General features: G+C 42.0%; 10 protein-coding genes and 2 pseudogenes. 5 read left to right on the forward strand and 7 right to left on the reverse strand.

Annotated features, from left to right (window positions below):
• Nucleotides 1-79: 79 nt before the first annotated feature.
• The 3 genes and pseudogenes from QX565_RS02990 to QX565_RS03000 form a co-directional block, all read right to left on the reverse strand.
• Nucleotides 80-1891: a M56 family metallopeptidase gene (locus tag QX565_RS02990; RefSeq protein WP_122202258.1), complete on the reverse strand. Its 1812-nt coding sequence runs from the start codon at nucleotides 1889-1891 to the stop codon at nucleotides 80-82.
• An 18-nt stretch (nucleotides 1892-1909) separates the two neighbouring features.
• Nucleotides 1910-2275 (reverse strand): BlaI/MecI/CopY family transcriptional regulator, encoded by a 366-nt coding sequence (locus QX565_RS02995; RefSeq protein WP_122202257.1) that lies wholly within the window; start codon nucleotides 2273-2275, stop codon nucleotides 1910-1912.
• Nucleotides 2276-2655: 380 nt separating this feature from the next.
• Nucleotides 2656-4245, reverse strand: a pseudogene (locus tag QX565_RS03000) (hybrid sensor histidine kinase/response regulator transcription factor); the annotation flags it as partial.
• 176 nt (nucleotides 4246-4421) lie between these two features.
• Here QX565_RS03000 and istA point away from each other — a divergent pair.
• The 4 genes and pseudogenes from istA to QX565_RS03020 all read left to right on the forward strand — a co-directional run bounded on the left by istA (nucleotide 4422) and on the right by QX565_RS03020 (nucleotide 8726).
• Entirely contained in the window at nucleotides 4422-6005 is a 1584-nt protein-coding gene (istA, locus tag QX565_RS03005; protein ID WP_289291197.1) for an IS21 family transposase, read from the forward strand.
• Nucleotides 5992-6776 (forward strand): annotated as a pseudogene (gene istB / locus QX565_RS03010) (IS21-like element helper ATPase IstB). The gene istA and the pseudogene istB overlap by 14 nt, the downstream one beginning before the upstream one ends.
• Before the next feature lie 154 nt (nucleotides 6777-6930).
• Nucleotides 6931-7356, forward strand: coding sequence for an alpha-L-rhamnosidase C-terminal domain-containing protein (locus QX565_RS03015; RefSeq protein ID WP_025867474.1), 426 nt, complete (start codon nucleotides 6931-6933; stop codon nucleotides 7354-7356).
• Between the two features lie 302 nt (nucleotides 7357-7658).
• On the forward strand, nucleotides 7659-8726 hold the full coding sequence (locus tag QX565_RS03020; RefSeq protein ID WP_195351157.1) for an SGNH/GDSL hydrolase family protein: 1068 nt from the start codon (nucleotides 7659-7661) through the stop codon (nucleotides 8724-8726).
• A gap of 187 nt (nucleotides 8727-8913) precedes the next feature.
• Here the strand turns inward: QX565_RS03020 and QX565_RS03025 are convergent, their stop codons facing one another.
• The 4 genes from QX565_RS03025 to QX565_RS03040 all read right to left on the reverse strand — a co-directional run bounded on the left by QX565_RS03025 (nucleotide 8914) and on the right by QX565_RS03040 (nucleotide 14367).
• Complete coding sequence (locus tag QX565_RS03025; RefSeq protein WP_289291200.1) at nucleotides 8914-10173, reverse strand: ABC transporter permease; 1260 nt, start codon at nucleotides 10171-10173, stop codon at nucleotides 8914-8916.
• Nucleotides 10173-11354, reverse strand: a complete 1182-nt coding sequence (locus QX565_RS03030; protein WP_002562224.1) for an ABC transporter permease — start codon at nucleotides 11352-11354, stop codon at nucleotides 10173-10175. Before QX565_RS03030 ends, QX565_RS03025 begins: the two co-directional genes overlap by 1 nt.
• A gap of 353 nt (nucleotides 11355-11707) precedes the next feature.
• A complete protein-coding gene (locus QX565_RS03035; RefSeq protein WP_007487285.1) occupies nucleotides 11708-12700 on the reverse strand; it encodes an HlyD family secretion protein in 993 nt (330 codons plus the stop codon).
• 197 nt (nucleotides 12701-12897) lie between these two features.
• Nucleotides 12898-14367, reverse strand: a complete 1470-nt coding sequence (locus QX565_RS03040; protein WP_002562222.1) for a TolC family protein — start codon at nucleotides 14365-14367, stop codon at nucleotides 12898-12900.
• A 550-nt stretch (nucleotides 14368-14917) separates the two neighbouring features.
• Here QX565_RS03040 and QX565_RS03045 point away from each other — a divergent pair.
• Entirely contained in the window at nucleotides 14918-18388 is a 3471-nt protein-coding gene (locus QX565_RS03045) for a SusC/RagA family TonB-linked outer membrane protein (RefSeq protein WP_122202228.1), read from the forward strand.
• Nucleotides 18389-18418 lie beyond the last annotated feature (30 nt).

Below are 18418 nucleotides of genomic sequence, written 5' to 3' on the forward strand. Positions count from 1 at the left end.
TTTGGTAAAAAAGAAAGAGGTAACCACTATGATAAAAGGCGATTACTTCTTTCTTTTCAATGAATGTATTAAAAGAGAGTTATTGTTGAAGTTTGAAGGTGATAGGAAGTGTATATTGCACAGCTACCGTTTGGCCATCGTTTTTACCGGGTTCCCAACGTGGCATACCCATTACTACACGTATAGCTTCGGCATCCAGTGAAGGAGAGACACTTTGTATTACTTTCGGACTGATAACATGACCGTCTTTGTTGACTATCATCTGGATAACAACACGTCCCTGCGTTTTGCTCTGTTGGGCATCAAATGGATATTTGATATTTCTTGCCAGATAACTCATTAGTCCACTGGCTCCACCCGGATATTTGGGCATTATTTCTGCACTTTCAAGAACAACTTCCGGGGTTATGATGTCATCTTTGGGAGCATATCCTACAACTACCACTTCCATCAGTTTACTGTCTTTTATTTCTTCTACTTCCGGTCCGCTCAGTCTGAAAGCGATGGGAACTGTATATTTTACACGTACCTCTTTTCCTCTTTGTTTACCCGGAGTCCATTTAGGCATTGTTGACAATACACGTATGGCTTCTGCGTCTAGTTCGGAACTAGCAGAGCGTCGTGCTACTGCCAGATTGCTAACCGATCCGTCTTTTTCTACAATGAAACGTGCTATGACACGTCCTTGTATACCTTCTTTTTGAGCCTTTACAGGATAGCGCAAATTTTTAGCAATAAACTCCATCAGACCTGTTTGTCCGCCAGGAAAAACGGGCATCTCTTCTACAACATCAAAAATATCATCATCATCTTCGGTATTCACTTTTTGCATGATGGCAGAAGGATCTTTGTCGGTTATGTCTATATCGGCAGGAATTTCTTTCGGGATAGTAACTTCTTCTACTGTGGCCTGTTCTGGTATTTGTCCGGTAGCCTTTGTTACTTGTTCTGTTGACTTTTCAACAGTTTGTATTACTTCCCGTGCAAAATTTTTCGTGGTTCGGGCTACTGCTTCGATATTACTGATTATTAGTAGCAAGGCAGCCAATGGAAGAAATAGCAAATATTTAGTTCTTCCTATTTCTTTTGTTCTTTTCTTGTTCATCATTTTAATTCGGTTTTTGAGTGGTAAAACATTGAAACTATTATAGAGAGTTGCTGCAGCCTTGTTATGAGCCAGTCCCAACAGATGGTACTGGTATACTTTATAGTCGTATCCGGTTTGCAGGACGCGTTGATCGGCCATGTATTCCAGATTATTTCGTATTTCGCGCTTCATGAGCCAGATAAAAGGATTAAACCAGCAGGCGATACATATCAGTTCACTGAACATTATATCTGCCGAATGTAACTGGTGGGCATGGGTCTGCTCATGAGTAAGAATTTCGGCAAGTTCTTCCTGAGTATGAGATTCAGGATGGACAAATATCCAATGGAAAAAGGAAAAGGGGCCACTTGCTTTGTTTAATATCTGTACACGTACACCTTGTATCTCTGTTACTTTGCACTGAATTCGTAAGAGGATAATACTGGTCAGTTGCATTATAAAACGGATAAATAGTAATATCACTCCGCAAAAATAGATGATACTTAGGGAATTGGTGGCAAATTCCTGCCAGTTTGTATGAGTTGGGGTTATTGTTTCTTCAAATACCACTTCAGGGAGTAGTGTTGTTGCATATAAATCGGCTATTACCACCATTGGCTCATGTGCCTTTACCCATTCCTGAAGGTTGAGCATTGGATAAAACAGAGAGACTCCCAAAAAACAAAGCAATGCTGTCCGGCGCCAATGAAAAAATGTATCTTTATAAAAGAATAACCGGTAAAATATATAGAATACTATAATTCCTACGTTTATCTTTAGAAAATAGGCAAGTTCCGGAGTCATGATTTTACTGTTTATTCGTTATTCTTCTTTACCTTTTTCAATCATGTCGATGATCTCTTTCAAGTCGCTGGTCGAGATTTTCTGGTCTTTGGCAAAAAAGGAAACCATCTCTTTGTAAGAGTTTTCGAAGTAATTACGTACTACTCCGCTCATGAAACTGCGTTTATACTCACTTTCCCGTATGGCAGGAGTGTATTGATAGGTGTTACCTACCCGGCGGGGCGTGACGTATCCTTTTCGTTCAAGATTCTTTACTATGGATGCTACGGTCGTATAAGGGGGAACCGGTGCTTCAAACTTGGCTACTATCTCTTTCACAAAACAGTTTTCCAATTCCCAGATGTAGATCATCACTTCTTCTTCTTGTATAGTCAGCTTTTCCATGGAGTATGTTTAATTACGATTATATTGCAAATCTACGAAATATTCGTAATTAAACAATAGTCAGTGGGTTAAATAATGTAAACTCAGTAAAGAAGCCATTGAGAAGCATGCCGGGCGGTGTTCATTATTGTACGGTATTTCACCACAGAGGTCGCAGAGGACACAGAGTTTAAATCTTTATTGAAACGCAGATGAACGCAAATTCTCGCAAAGGGAAATAACGATAAAATAAAGAACTACAGTTTTTTAATCTGCGTTCATCCGCGTTTCATCAGAGAAAATAATATCTCTGCGCCCTCCGTGTCCTCTGTGGTGAACTTATTCATTTCTGAACAGATTTGAACCAACTATCCAACTACAGATTCGCATAAATTACTTCTTTAATCAGACAGAGAGGTATCTCTTTGTTTGTTTACTTCTCTGTATTCTCTGGGTGTCTGATTGTAGCGTTTAGCAAATTCTTTGTAAAAATGAGAACGGTTCGTGAATGCAGTCTTGTACATGACTTCCTGTATTGTAAGGGTAGTAGTCAGTAGTAACTTGGCTGCATAAGTCATTCGTTGCTCTTTTATAAAGTCTTTTGGAGACGGTTGATTCAGGTTTTTGAATTTGCGATATAGGTTGCGGCTACTCGTTTGCATGGCGGCTGCCAATTCTTCGGGGCCGAATAGTGTATTATCCATATTCTTATTTATCAGTTCTCTTGCTGTTTGCAGATATTCTTTGTCTTCTTTCTGCAATAACTGTCCGCCTCCAAAGTCAAAGGCACTGGCCGAAGAGTTATAATATTGTTCTAACTCTCTTTGTTTTTTGATAAGCTGCCTGATCACTGTTACCAGATATTGGGTGTTGAAGGGCTTGGGTATATAGGCATCAGCCCCTGACTCAATACCTTCTATTTTCTCATCTGTTGTGTTCTTAGCCGACAGAATAACCAGAGGAATATGCACTGTGTGCTTATTACTCTTTATTTGTTTAGTCAGGGTGATTCCGTCAACTTTAGGCATCATAATATCTGTAATGATCAGGTCAGGAGTTTCTTGTTTTAGCAGAGCTAATCCTTCTTCTCCGTTTTCTGCTGTAAGAATGGCGTATTCATCAGATAATATATCTTTCAGCATCCACAACAATTCTTTGTTATCATCAATAATCAGAATAGTTGCTTCCGGTTGTGCACATTTATCTCCGGCAGTTGCGTTTTCGAGCTCTTGCCTGTTCATACTATTTTTTTGAATTAGTTTCGGAACATCTTCCTGCTTTTGGGAAGAATTCTCTGTAATTTCCAGCTGAGGTAATGTTACGGTGAACTGGGCATACTGATTTACCTCACTTTCTACTTTTATTATACCTTGAAGCAATTCTACCATACTATGGCAGATAGCAAGTCCTAATCCGTTTCTGGAAGATAATCCCTTGATACTATTTTCTTTGATATTATCCAATACACTGTAACGGTTGAATATTAGAGGGATATTTTCTTTACTGATACCTTTGCCTGTATTGTATACTTTAACTTCCAGTTTTGCGTTTATTACTTTTACGGATATTAAAATAGTTCCTTTTTCCGGAGTATATTTAAACGCATTGGAAATGAGGTTATTCAGTATTTTCGTAAAACAACTGTTATCACTTCTCCATATAATATTGGGGCTAACATCAGTTTGGAGAAGGATATTATTTTGCTCAGCCAATTCGCTGAATGATTCGATAATTTCCTGTGATAATTCGCTGATATTTAATTCCTGTATATGGCATGTCTGATTTCCTGTTTCCATACGGCGGAAATCTATCACTTCCTGAATCAGACTGTTGAGTCGTTCTGTATTTGATTTAATAATTTGAGCGTACTTTTTGATGAATACATCACTGTTTTCATGATGTAAGATACGTTCACACGGTCCGTAAATAAGAGTTAACGGAGTACAGAATTCATGTGTGATGTTGGTGAAGAAACGCAATTTACCCTCATACTGGAAAATCCAGTGTAAGATGCCCCCTAAAACCAAGCGATTCTATCCCCTTGTGCCCAAATAATCCTGCCCATTGATTCCAATATAAAAATGCCCCTGTCAGACAATGTCCGTCAGGGGATTTTTTTCGTAGATTTGATACCCGTCTTGACCGGTGGGATAAAATCATTTCTACTATGACAACAAAGATAGCAAACATTCTCCAGTGTTATGCATTGGGGATGGGGATAAAGCAGATAAGCAGGAGCTTTGAGCTGTCCCGCAACACGGCGCGCAGATATGTGCGCCTGTTTCAAGAGTGTGGCATACCGATAAAGGAACTGGCAGCCATGCCTTCCGCCCGCATCCAGGAGATGTTCTCCGAGGGTGTTGGCCGCAACAGGGTTCCGTCACAACGCCAACTTGAGCTTGAGGCACTTCTTCCTGAGTATGCCGCCCGACTTAGCCGCCGGGGTGTAACAGTGAAAAGCCTGTACGAAGAGTACCGCGAAACACATCCTAACGGATACAGACATGCCAGTTTCGGCAACTATCTCATGCGCTACCGCATGGTAACGCATGTTGTAGGGCATGTCGAGCATTATGCCGGAGACCAGATGTACATCGACTTTGCTGGCGATAAACTAGAGGTAGTTGACAGTGAAAACGGCGAATGCCGCAGCGTTGAAGTGTTCGTGGCCATACTTCCATGCAGCCACTATACCTACTGCGAGGCGGTCTGGTCTCAGTCAAGGCAGGACCTGATCAGGGCGTGTGAGAACGCTCTTCATTTTTACGGCGGGGTTCCGATGGCGATAGTACCTGACAACCTCAAGGCCGCCGTGACCCGTAGCGACCGCAACGAGCCTGTAATCAACGAGGAGTTTACAGCATTTGCCGAACACTATGGATGTACCGTATATCCCGCACGGGTACGTCATCCAAAAGACAAGGCCTTGGTGGAAAATGCCGTGAAACTGCTTTACCGCTCTGTCTATGCTGATATCGAGGGGCTTGTATTCAACTCGCTGGAATCTCTGAATGCGGCCATCTCCGAATCGCTCTCGGCCTTCAACGGGCGCAGGATGAGTGGACGTCCCCTGTCCAGACGGGAACAGTTTGAACAGATTGAATCCGACTGCCTCCGCCCACTTCCCGTCATACGTCATCAGATGAAAGAACGACGCTCCGCAACGGTAATGCGGAACAGCTACGTCACCTTCCGGCTTCACCATTACAGTGTACCAAAAGAGTATATAGGCAAACGTGTCGAGATTGTATATGATGCCGACACGCTGGATATATATCATGGCCTGCGTCTGGTGACCACACATCAGCGTGATGACACGCCCTATGCCTATACGACTAAGGATGCCCACGGATTGCCTGGACGCCATGGAAGTTACGAAAAGGACCTGGAACAGATTTACGAACGAGCCGGTCAGACGGATAACGTCCTGTTGCTGTATCTGCGAAAGGTGGCGGAACTCAAGAAGTATCCTCCCGCGGCATTCCGTTCATGCAAAGGAATCATGGCACTGGAGAAGACCTTCGGACTGGAACGGTTGGTGGCAGCAAGCGCATGCGCCACGCAACTGCGCCAATACGGATATCAGGAAATAAGGCAAATCCTTGAGCGTGGGGATGATGCAGACTTCCTGTCAAAAGAAGAAGACATTGATGATGAAGTCCCAGTAACATCTACCCACAAAAACATCCGCGGAGCAGCCTACTTCGCAAAATCAAAACATTTAAATAAGAACAACAATGGAAACAAATAATCTTACCCCCCCCCAATAGCAGTCGAAAAAGACCGCAATACGTTGACAATCGAGCTGATGAACCGTATGAAGTTACATGGCATGGCAGCCGCCTTCACTGAAAGCCTGGCCTCCACCATGGCCGAAACAATGACAATCGACTCTTTCCTACACATGTTACTTGCCAGGAAATGGGACTACCGCGCCAATGCGGCCATCCAACGTCTTATACGCGGAGCTTCGTTCCGCTACAAGGCCTGCCTCGAACAGATAGACTATACAATCCCGCGTGGCCTTGACCGTAACCAAATGGAGCGGCTTGCTTCGCTGGAGTTCATTCGCCAGGGACAGAACCTCTTCATCACCGGTTCATCCGGTACCGGAAAGAGCTTCCTTGCCACAGCCATGGGGTATGAAGCCTGCAAGAAGGGTATACGGACATATTATGCGAATGCCCCGAAACTTATGGGTACGCTTAAAGTGGCAAAATTAAAAGGCACATTGGAAGCGGAACTCAAGAGAATCGAACGGAGCACACTGCTCATATTGGATGATCTATTCCTTGTGAACCTTGACGCCAAGGAACGTCCCATCCTGCTTGATATAATAGAGGACCGGCATGGACGCAAGTCTATCATCATTACCTCGCAACTGCCGACGGATAATTGGTATGACGCAATCGGGGATCCTACCGTGGCAGATGCCATAATGGATCGTATTATACATACGGCTCACCGAATTGAGTTAAACGGAGAAAGTGTCCGGAAGATGGCGGCATACAGAGGGAAATAAACTAAAATAATAATAACCCCATCGGTCAAGACTTTTTGAGGGGGCATTATTGAATATTTTCAGGGGGTAGAATCTTTTTGGTTTTAGGGGGCATCTTACACTGGATTTTCCAAACGGTACTTTCTTTGAAGATTGGGAATGCAGAGGGTCTGCTTTGCACAGCTCTTATCTGTATATTGGTACTTGGTTTATTGAGGCATTGGGTGGTATTCAGCGTCCGGAAGCAGGATTCAAGGAGTTCATCATAGCCCCTTGGATCAATGAAAAGGGACCGAAACAGGTACGCTCACACTACAACTCTATGTATGGTACCATCGTTTCCAACTGGGAAGTGCGGGATGGTAAACTGGATATCGAAGTGGTGATACCTGCCAATACCACGGCTCTTTTGAAGTTACCGAATGTCCGTCTGGCTTCTGTAAAAGAAGGAGGTATCGGATGGAAAGAGGCAAAGGGAGTACGTTTAGAGTCTCAACAAAAGGATACGGTTACTTTCGCATTGGAGGCAGGAACCTATCACTTTTCAGCAATGATGTGCTTCCTGCAGCACGGGGAGGTGCGTCAGGCGATGATTGAGTGAATGTAGTATAATATTACTATCTGTGTGCGTTTCGGAATGCTAAATGATGTGTTTGTAATGTGCTGATAATCAGCAATTGTATAGCTCGTTTTCCTCCCCGGAGCCGAGCAGCTTCCTCCCCGGAGCCGAAGGATCTTCTCCTCGGAGCCGAGGTACCCTCTCCCTGGAGCCGGGCATGACGTGCGGCTTCGGGGAAATGTTTTGTGTAAAATAATAATCAAACGCTTTGCCTTTTCCCAACCTCTCTCTTTACTTAATGAATTTTATTTCTTACCTTTGGGGAGTCTTAATTTCAGTAACATATGAAAAATTACATCCTTGCAGTAGCTTTGCTATTTTGTACGTTGGCGTTAAGAAGCCAGCTTGTGTACCATGATGCTTCCGCCTTTCCATTGTTGGGTAAGGCAACACAAAATTCGGCAACCCGCTATGAGAGGTTACCCGATTCTCTAAGGAGCATCTCTCGCAAGCCTGTATGGGCATTGGGGCAAAACAGTGCCGGGCTGGCACTGCGCTTCCGCTCCAATTCCACCACCATTGCCGCGAAGTGGGAAGTACTTCTCAACCGGAACATGAACCACATGACCCCGACGGGTATCAAAGGGCTCGATCTTTATTGCCTTCAGGATGGCAAGTGGGTATTTGTCAACAGCGGACGTCCGTCCGGTAAGGTAAACGAGGCGAAGATCATCTCCCATATGAAACCGGAGGAACGGGAATATATGCTGTATCTTCCACTTTACGATGGCGTGACTTCACTTTCCATCGGGGTCGATTCATTGGCAGAGATCTCCCAACCGGAAGTTAATCTTCCGATACGTGAGAAACCGGTAGTGTTTTATGGTACCAGCATCTTGCAGGGAGGTTGTGCGAGTCGTCCGGGAATGGCGCATACCAATATTATCTCCCGTTGGCTGAACCGTGAATGTATAAATTTAGGATTTAGCGGAAATGCTTTGCTCGATCTGGAAATAGCGGAGGTAATGGCTGGCGTAGATGCTTCCGTGTATGTGCTCGATTTTGTGCCCAATGCCAATGTGCAACAAATGAAGGAACGTGCCGATAAGTTTTATACAATCATCCGCAGTAGGCATCCCGATACTCCGGTTATCTTTCTGGAAGATCCGATCTTTACTCATACCCGTTTCGATCAGCGTATTGCCGAGGAAGTGGCACGGAAGAACGAAACGGTGAATGCCGTTTTTCAGTCGCTCAAAAAGCGGGGAGAGAAGAATATCTATATGATCTCATCAAAAGATATGTTAGGGCATGATGGAGAGGCTACCGTGGACGGCGTTCATTTTACCGACCTGGGGATGATGCGTTATGCCGAATTGGTCTGTCCGGTGATTAAGAAATGTATCCGGTAGCACCATTGCTTTTGAAGAAGGTGCGTTGAAAGCCGGATAAAGCTTCAATATGCAACTTTTAGAAACGCAGATGATCGCTGATTGACGCAGATTTAATTGAATCTTTGCGTCAATCAGCGATCATCTGTGTTTGGTTGATAACGAGTTTTACTTTTGATACCCTCTCTATTGATGGCGAACTCTTTCCTTACTTCTCCCTTCTCAATTCTCCCTTCTCCCTTTCTTTCAGCTCTTTATACCGCTCGATCGCGTGTTTGCGGCTCATCAAAATCTGCCAGCGATATACGAGGCAAGTGGTAAGGAAATAGAATCCGGTTTGCAGCCACAAGGCTTTGTATTCAAATGCTACTTCGCTAAGCGTACCTCCCATATTGTTGATGCATACAAACCCATTAATGCCGAACGTTGACGGGAAAATATAGGAGAAGTACTTCCAGAACGGAGGGATGGCGGCTCCCGGCCAGGATATTCCCGAAATGAACAACAGGGGAACGGAGGTGAATACGAAAAGCAACATACACGTCTCCCGGTTGCGGATAGCTATGGAAGCGGTCATGGCAAAGAAGATACAGGCCGCCAGATAGGGCAGCATGAACAGTGCCAGGGTACCGGGTTGCCCGATTTGATTCAGACTGAATATGCGCGGAACTACGCAGAGTACATATACTGATACCAACGAATAAACCATGTAGTAACTCAATCCCTTCCCCATAACGATACGCAATGTTCCGTTATAGTGGCGGTTGATGGGTACAAGATCTTTGAAACGGTTGTTCTCCCGGGCAGTTCCTGCCGAGAGACCGATACCAAGCAATAATGTCTGTTGTATCAGCAGAATCAATACGGCCGGGATCAGGAAAGCGGCAAAACCATTGGTGGGATTGAACAAGGCAACATCTTCGTACTCTATCGGATAACCGGTGATTTCGTCCTGCCGGGCAGTGGTGTTGCCCGCGCGTTCTATCTTGATGTCCCGGTTCATATCCAGAGACACGGCTGTATTGGCAAGCAGCATACTCTTGTAATAGAGCAATCCGCTCATGTCACAATAGATGCTGACTTGTGTTTGTTTGCCCCGTGCAATATCCTGGCTGAATTCCGAAGGGATATAGATGATACCATAAGCCAACCGGTCTTTCAACATCTGTTGAGCCTCTTCCATATCGGCACAGTAGGCCACAATATTGATATCCGGAGTAGCGTCTACTTTCCGCAGATACTCACGGCTTAGTGAGCTTCGCGAAGCATCCACGACAACGGCGGGAACTTCGCGTACCACTTCGTTCGTATAAATGAATCCGTAGATGAGCGGGTATACCAGTGGTACGAGTACAAAGAAGATAAGTACCCCCTGGTCACGGAAAGTAGTACGGAACTCTCGCAGCCAAATGTAAAACAGGTCGTTGATGCCTTGTTTCACTTTCTCTTTGAATGTTATATCTTTCATTAGGGTACGTATTTATAGTATATCAATGCTTCTTTCAGGCGGTGAACCACCAGGAAGGGGAGCATCATGAATATCAGTAATGCCATATAGTTGGGCCACGAATAGGCCATACTGTAACCGTTGAGTGCCTGGTCTACATAGATCAGGAAATAATGGCGCAGCGGAAACAGGTTGCTTAATGCCTGAAGAATCGGGTGCATTGCCATTACCGGGAATGAGAAGCCGGAAATGGAGAACGAGATAACTCCCCATAAGGAAGCAAAACTCAATCCGAGACGCAGTGTTGGCAGTGTACCTATCATCACCACCCCACAACATTGGGAAGCAAGCACCAGACAAAGGGTAGCCAGTATCATGGGCAGGATGCCGCTGTTGCACGGGAAATGCAGAAAACCATACAGGTACACATTATAGAAGATACCCATAATGAAGAATATCACCGTGTGGGGCAGTAACTTACCCGCCAATGCAATGTATATGGAGTTGTTACTCATGCGAAGCCATTCACGGGCGGTGCGGTCTTTTATTTCCGTACCGATGGAGTAGACGGTGATCATGAATATCATCAGCATGAGTACGCCGGGTACCAGCGTGTTACACAGATAAACGGAGTAGTTCAGCCAGGGATTGTTCAGCGGATGTGTATCAATCACAATGGGTTGCAACAGAGCCATTGCCTGGTCTTCGGTAGCTCCTTTGGCATAAAGTACCGAACGGCCGGCAGCTCCGGCCGCCAGTTCGCTCATCATCTTCATATCTTTGAAGAGTAATGAACCGGCTATGAGGTAGGAATTGTTGGTATAGAATGAAATCTTGGGCTGACGCTGGCTTTGCGCATCTGCCGATAGTCCTTTGGGGATATAGAAGAAGCCATAAATCTTTCCTTCCTGCACGGCAATACGGGCATCGGCCACGCTTCCGTAATGTGCTACTACTGCCGTCTGTCCGAAAGCATCCAGATTACGGATCAGATTTCGGGAGGTGGCTGACTGGTCCATATCTACCGCACCTACAGGCAGGTTGGTAGGCAGCCCCGAATCCATAAGTGTAGTAAAGAATATGTAGCAGAACAGAGGTGCAATAACCATGCAAAAGAGATAAAGCGGACGTGACACGAGGCGGCGACATTCGCGCTTCATGACCAGCCACAAGGCTATGTATTTCTTTTCTCTTTCTTTCATATGAATAGTGTTCTAATTAATAATGTGTCAATTGGATAATATGCCAATATACCAATATGCCAATTAAATAATATAAGTAATCGTTCATCATTATATGATGCTATTATTGAAACGCAGAAACTCGCAGATTCACGCAAAACATATCATCGCTCAAGTATAGCGCAGCTATTTAATCTGCGAAAATCTGCGATTATTTGCGTTTCAATAAAACGCTGTCATAGTACGAACTAAATTTGAAGTACTACTTACCAATATATTACGCGACAGCAGTACACCTTCCTTGCCTTATTGCACAGTATCATAGCGCAGCCAATTGGCATATTGGCACATTATCCAATTGGCACATTATTCAATTATTTCTTAATAATCACCGACATGCCCGGGCGCAACCCTTCTACAATTTCCATGGGGCGGGCACGTACTTCAAAGGTCTTCAAGTCAAACTGACCGGTTGTCTTAGTTGCTTTCCAGGCTGCATAAGTACCCAGGTCTTTCATATAATCTACCTTTAGTTTGATGGCTTTGTTGTCCAGTGCAGGAACAATGGCCTCAAATTCTGCTCCCATAGTGAGGTTCTTCAACAGGTCTTCGCGTACGTTGAAGGTTACCCACATATCTTTCAGAATGGCAATGTTCATGATGGGCGCTCCGGTACCGACTAACTCACCTACTTTAGGGAATATTTCGGAAACCTCTCCAGCCGCTTGTGCAATGAGGAAAGTCTCTTTAACGTAAGACTCTACTTCTGCCACAGCTCCCTTAGCACGTTCTACAAGAGCGGCAGCAGCCATTTTATCTTCACGTTCGGCACCGTTCTTCGCCATTGTGTATTGGGCTTTTGCTGCTTTCTCTGTAGCAATAGCCGCATTACGTTGTGCAGTCACTTCATCTAATTTCTGTGCTGGCATAACTCCTTGTTCAAACAGGTTTTTAACCCGTTTGTATGATTTCTCGGCAATATCAACACCTGCCTGAGCCTTCTGCCACATTTCGTATGCAGCCTGTATTTGTTCCTGGCGTGCTCCTTTGATTGCTTTTTCATTTTGTGCCTGTGCAGCAGCTTCTGCGGCACGTGCCTGCTCCATTTTTGCAGCAATGTCCGGTGCTTCAAGAATAGCGAGGGTATCTCCCGCTTGTACGGTTTGTCCTTCCTTTACACGAAATTCAAGGATACGTCCCGGGACTTTACTCGATACACGATATTCATCTACCTCTGCCTGCCCTTGGATAATCTCCGGTCCTTTGCGGAGCATGAAGAAACCAACGACTGCAACCAATGCAATAACTCCCAACAGAGTAAGAAATGCAAGCAGCATATTGCTGTTCTGTGATTTTTGTGATGCCATTGTTATTTAGTTATTTAATTGACAATTGACAGTTGCTATGCAGGTGTGCAAAACAACTCGTTTTCAACTATTGTTATTTACTTATTTAATTTACAGTTTATAGTTTACAGTTATTTAATTTACAGTTTACAATTGACAATCGCAAATTAATAGTTGACAGCGCAGCTAACTGTCAATTGTCAATTGTCAACTGTCCACTATTTAAGTGTTCCTAATGACTTCTGTAGATATATCTCCGTCAGTTTTACATCTATCTGAGCGTCTATTTTCTCTGATTGGGCAGATAGCCAGGCGGTCTGAGCTTCGAGTACATTGCTGGTAGCTATAACACCCTCTTGAAATCCCAAACGGGCATAGCGCAGATTTTCGTCTGCCTTCTCTTGATTCTTTTCAGCCATTACCAGTTTCTTGGTGGCCTCGTTTACTTTAAAGGCAGCTTGGTTAACCTGTAACTCTATTTTTTCTTTCGCATCCTCCAACTGATATTGTGCGATGCGGGATTCTGCTTTTGCCGCTTTTACTTTATACATTCCCTCTCCCCAGTGCCAGATAGGTAATTGTACCATAACACCTACATTCCACATTCCTTTGAATTTATTTTCAAAGCCGTTGAAGACAGAAGGGTTAGTAACCATGTAGTTTCCCATTAATGCTACCGAGGGCAGATGTTCGGCACGGGTTACGTTTATTTTCTGCTTATATATTTGAGTTGCAAGTTCCAGGCTACGTATCTCCGGACGATTGGCATAGGCAGTGGTCATGTCAAATTGTGCATTTGATTTTAACAGCGGCAAATCTTCTATATTTTCATCAGCTAGCATGATAGGAGTAGTTAAATCAAGACCACATAGTTGACAAAGCAACATTCTTGAAAGACTGAGTCCGTCCTCTACTTTAGTCAGTGTCATTTCGGCTTCGTTTACTTTCACACGTACAGATAATCCATCGGCTTTAGTTGCTACCCCTTCGGCAATCATCTTCTCTACATCGCTATCTAATTTCTGAAGAAGCTCCAGATATCCTTCTGCCAATTTCTTCTTATTTACCAGTGAAACCACTTGCCAGTAAGCCTGATCTGTACTTAAAATAACTTCTTGTAAGCCAGAATGGTGTTGCTGGCGCGCCAGCTCTTCAGCATATTTAGTGATTTTGTTGTAAGCACGGATTTTACCTCCCATATAGAGGGGTTGTGTCAAGGTAATGGCACCTGCATATACATTTCGGGTGTCAGTGCGAAAGGCATCTACCAAAGATTCTCCTGCTCCGTTGAGAGCAGGGATCATTTCGTTTCCCATTTGTGTGATGACCGGGGCGAGCTTTTGTGCTAATTCAGGGGGGAGTTGTCCTAAAACGGCTTGTCCTGCTTGTTGTAAAGGACCTCCTATACTGGTTCCTAACCCTGATAACGCACCCTTTTGAGCATCATTTAATAGCGAAAACTCTTTTTGATTTCTCATGTAGGCTCCCGTTGCCGAGATATTGGGAAGATAATTGGTAAAAGCAGCTTTTCGCTGGTAATGTGCAGCATTTATTTTCTCATTACTGATGAGTAACTCTTTATTATTAGCCAAAGCCAATGCACGGCAACTATCTAAGTTGAGTATACTCTGTGCTTTTGTTGAAAAGAAAATGTTTAGCAGAATTGTCAGAATGAATAATTTTTTCATTGCATCTTGCGTATTATAAAGGTGATACTTCTTTTTTTACAACATAAAATTCAACTACTTTGTTTATGAAGATTTCCTGTTTTTCTCTTGCGATTAGTAGAATAATAATTGCATAAACAACGAAGCAAAAGTAGAGGCTTTCTATGAATTGGCAAAATGATTTAAGTTTTTTTGAGTATAATAATAAGGATACTTCTTTTATAGGATAATAAGACGGAATTACGGAACTAATGATAGATACTATCTTTTGTGTGTTGATCTTACTCATCAAAGGATTTACTTTACTTAGTTTGCTACATTTATTTTTCAATAATCAGATTTGGGTATAAATAATATAATAAAATACTTTTTTTGTTTAGTATCATTTGTTTTTGGATTGTAATATTAATATATAACCTTAAAATGAGAATTAAAATTAATATATATTGTTTTATATTGAATAATGAAGAACATGAATGAAAAAAGTTAATGGAAGAAAATTTGTATTTAGTACAAAATGTACATCTACGATTAAGGTAATAAGTATTTTGTTAACGTTAAAAAATGCCCAATGAAAAAAAATCTAAAGTACAAGATTGAACTCTTGTTGTTTTCCCTATTTCTTTTTGTTCCATTCTTTACGTATGCTACAGCACAAAATGATGTAACAATAAGTTTGGATTTTACGAATGTTCCTTTAAGTAAAGTATTGAATGAGATCGGTCGTCAAACTTCACTACGTATTGTATACAATACTAAAGATGTGAACCCTGACCAAATTGTTTCAGTGAAAGTGAATTATCAGAAATTATCTTCTGTTATGGCGGATTTACTGGAAAACACTAATGCAACATTTACGGTAAAGAATGATTATCTGGTGCTTTATTCTTCTAAAGGTACTAAGGCTGTAAAAGAAGAAGTTCAACAGAATAAGCGTATTATTAAGGGGCTGGTTTCTGATAATTATGGAGAGCCATTGATTGGGGTAAGTGTATTAGTGAAAGGAACTGCTACGGGAACTATAACTGATATTGACGGTAATTATTCCATAGAAGTTCCAGATGATAAGGCTGTACTTGAGTTTAGTTACATAGGTTATCAAAAGGCTGTATTACCAATAGCTGGTATTAGTTCTTTTAATGTTGTTCTGAAAGAAGATACTCAGGTTTTGAATGAGGTGGTTGTGACAGCTATGGGAATCACCCGCGAGGCTAAAACTCTTACCTATGCAGCGCAAACTATTAAAAATGATGAAGTGACCCGTATTAAAGAAACGAACTTCATTAATTCACTTCAGGGAAAGAGTGCGGGGCTTACTATTACTCCTAATAATGCAGGTGCAGGTGGTGGAGCTTCTAAAATAGTACTCCGCGGTTCCACTTCCATTCTTGGAACCAATCAGCCATTAATTGTTATTGATGGTGTGCCTATGCAAGATGGTATGGGGTCCCAAGTCACTGATGGAATAGCTTATGGTGGTGGACGTAGTGGCGATGATTTACTGTCTACTATTAATCCTGAGGACATTGAAAATATGACTATTCTTAAAGGACCGAATGCTGCTGCACTTTATGGTAGTGCTGCTAATAATGGTGTAATTGTTATCACCACTAAATCTGGTGCTTCCGGTACTGTAAAAGTAGATGTTTCCAGTAGTACATCTGTTGAGACAATCGCTATGTATCCTCATACTCAGCAGCTTTTTGGTATTAGTGATAATAATCAGTGGTCGGCATGGGGACCTGAAATCGGTACACGTTCGGCAGATGATGTGGCGTCTGCTCCATATCTAATGAAGTCTGCCCGTAATTCTATAAAAGACTTTTTTAATTTAGGCGTAACACTTAATAACGGTATAACACTTAGTGGTGGTACGGAAAATTCCCGTACATATTTCTCTTATAATAATACGTATCAAACAGGACTTATTCCTAATAATGATTTCCGTCGTAACAATGTGATGCTCAAGGAGGCATTCTCTTTGTTTGATAAACGTGTCAATATCAGTACAAGTCTTAACTGGATACACCAAAAAACAAATAATGCTCCGGTAGTCGGTAAGGCTTTGAGTACACTTTATCCATTGTATCGTACTCCTGCTGATATTGATATGCGCTATTTTAAGCATAATTATAAACATATTGGAACAAGAGCGGATAATATAGTAAGCGATCCGGAAAAAGGAAATCCTAAGTTAGCAGGACAACCTGTCCAGACTTGGTATTGGTATGATCAATATTTAAATAATCCATATTGGGTAGCTAATATGTATAATGACGTACAGAAACGTGATCGTATAATGGGGAACATCACTCTAGATGCTATTATCTGGAAGAATATAAAATATCAGACACGGTTTAGTGTAGACTATGTACTTCAAAATAATCTGAATGAAGAATATGCAGGGATGAATCGTGTAGGCTTTGATTATGTAGGTGGTAAATATTATTCAAGTGACTCACGTACAAGTGATATTTATAACGATCATATGGTTTCTTATAACGAACGTCTGGATGATAAAGTAGATGTTAATGTAGCAGTGGGTACTAGTTTTACTCGACATTATAGTCGTAATACATCTATTACTACTAATATTGATACTTGTGGTATACCCAATGCATTTGTTCCTCAAAATAGTAAGTATAGTCGTCCCAATAATCCAAATGGTAGTGCGACATCCGCTAATGATAGTTGGAATTATTCCGATTGGAGTACAGCTGTTTTTGCAACAGCTTCTATTGGACTGTTTGATAAAGTATATTTTGACGGTAGTTATCGTTTAGAGTGGGCACAATCATTTCAACAGTTTACTCAAGGGTCTGGATACAAGTCTTTCGATTACTATTCAGCTGGTGTTAATGTGCTTTTGGATAAATTTTTACCTCATTTAGATTGGCTTAATCAGTTAAAATGGCGTGGAAGTTGGTCTGTTGTGGGTAATCCTATACCCAACACTCTTTTTTCCCGCCAAAGTTATAATTTCGGTAATGGTACTGTAAATACTCGTCCGCCATTATTTGATGATCCTAAACCTGAAACTACAACTTCGTTTGAAACAGGTCTTGATGTATGGTTATTTGATAATAAATTCAATTTTGATATTACTTATTATAATTCTACACTTCGTAATCAATTTCTTTACGTTAGTACAGCCAATGGTGAATCTAAACCTGTGAATACTGGTAAGATTCGTAATTATGGTCTTGAGTTTTCTGCAGGTTACCGTTGGAATATTAATCATGATTGGCGTTGGCAAACAGGTTTTAATTTTGCTTGGAACGACAATCGTATTTTGGAAACTTATAAAACAGAAAGTGGAGTACCTTATATTGTAGAAATGGGAACCAATGCATTTAAGATTAAGTATATTGAAGGAGGACGTTATGGAGATATTTATGTAAACTCCTTTGCTCGTGACGAAAACGGACATATAAAAATAAACGGTGCAGGTGATTATGAGAACGCTGTACCTGTGATGGAGTCTGGTAAATATGAGACTTATGTAGGTAATACCACTTCTCCTGTTACTCTTGGATGGAACAATACTTTCTCTTGGAAGAACTTTAATTTGTATTTCCTTATTGACGGACGTATTGGTGGAAAGGTTATGTCTCTTACAGAACCTGATCTTGATTTGTTCGGTCTTTCCGAACGCTCGGCTCACGATCGTTTGAAAGGTGAGCGTGTTACGCAAAACGGAAAAGAATATGTTTTAAAAGAGCTTCCTGATGGTTCTGGTAATAAGGTTCCTGTTGAGAACTATTATACTACTATTGGTGCTTATCCTATGGAAGATCATGTTTACAATGCTACCAATTTGCGTATGCGTGATATTTCTTTAAGTTATAACTTTTCAAACTTACTTGGTAAGAATACGGGATTGACTGCACAGTTTTCTATAAAGAATGCATTCTTTATTTATAAAGATTCGCCAATTGATCCAGATATCTCTGTATCAGCTGCTAATGGTTATTCTGGTATTGATTGTTATTCATTGCCAACTACACGCAGTTATGCATTGACACTAAAATTCAACTTTTAAATAAGTATGTCTTCTTAAAAATAAAATACA

This window comes from Bacteroides sp. 41_26 (assembly GCF_949740115.1).
GTDB classification, from domain to species: domain Bacteria; phylum Bacteroidota; class Bacteroidia; order Bacteroidales; family Bacteroidaceae; genus Bacteroides; species Bacteroides nordii.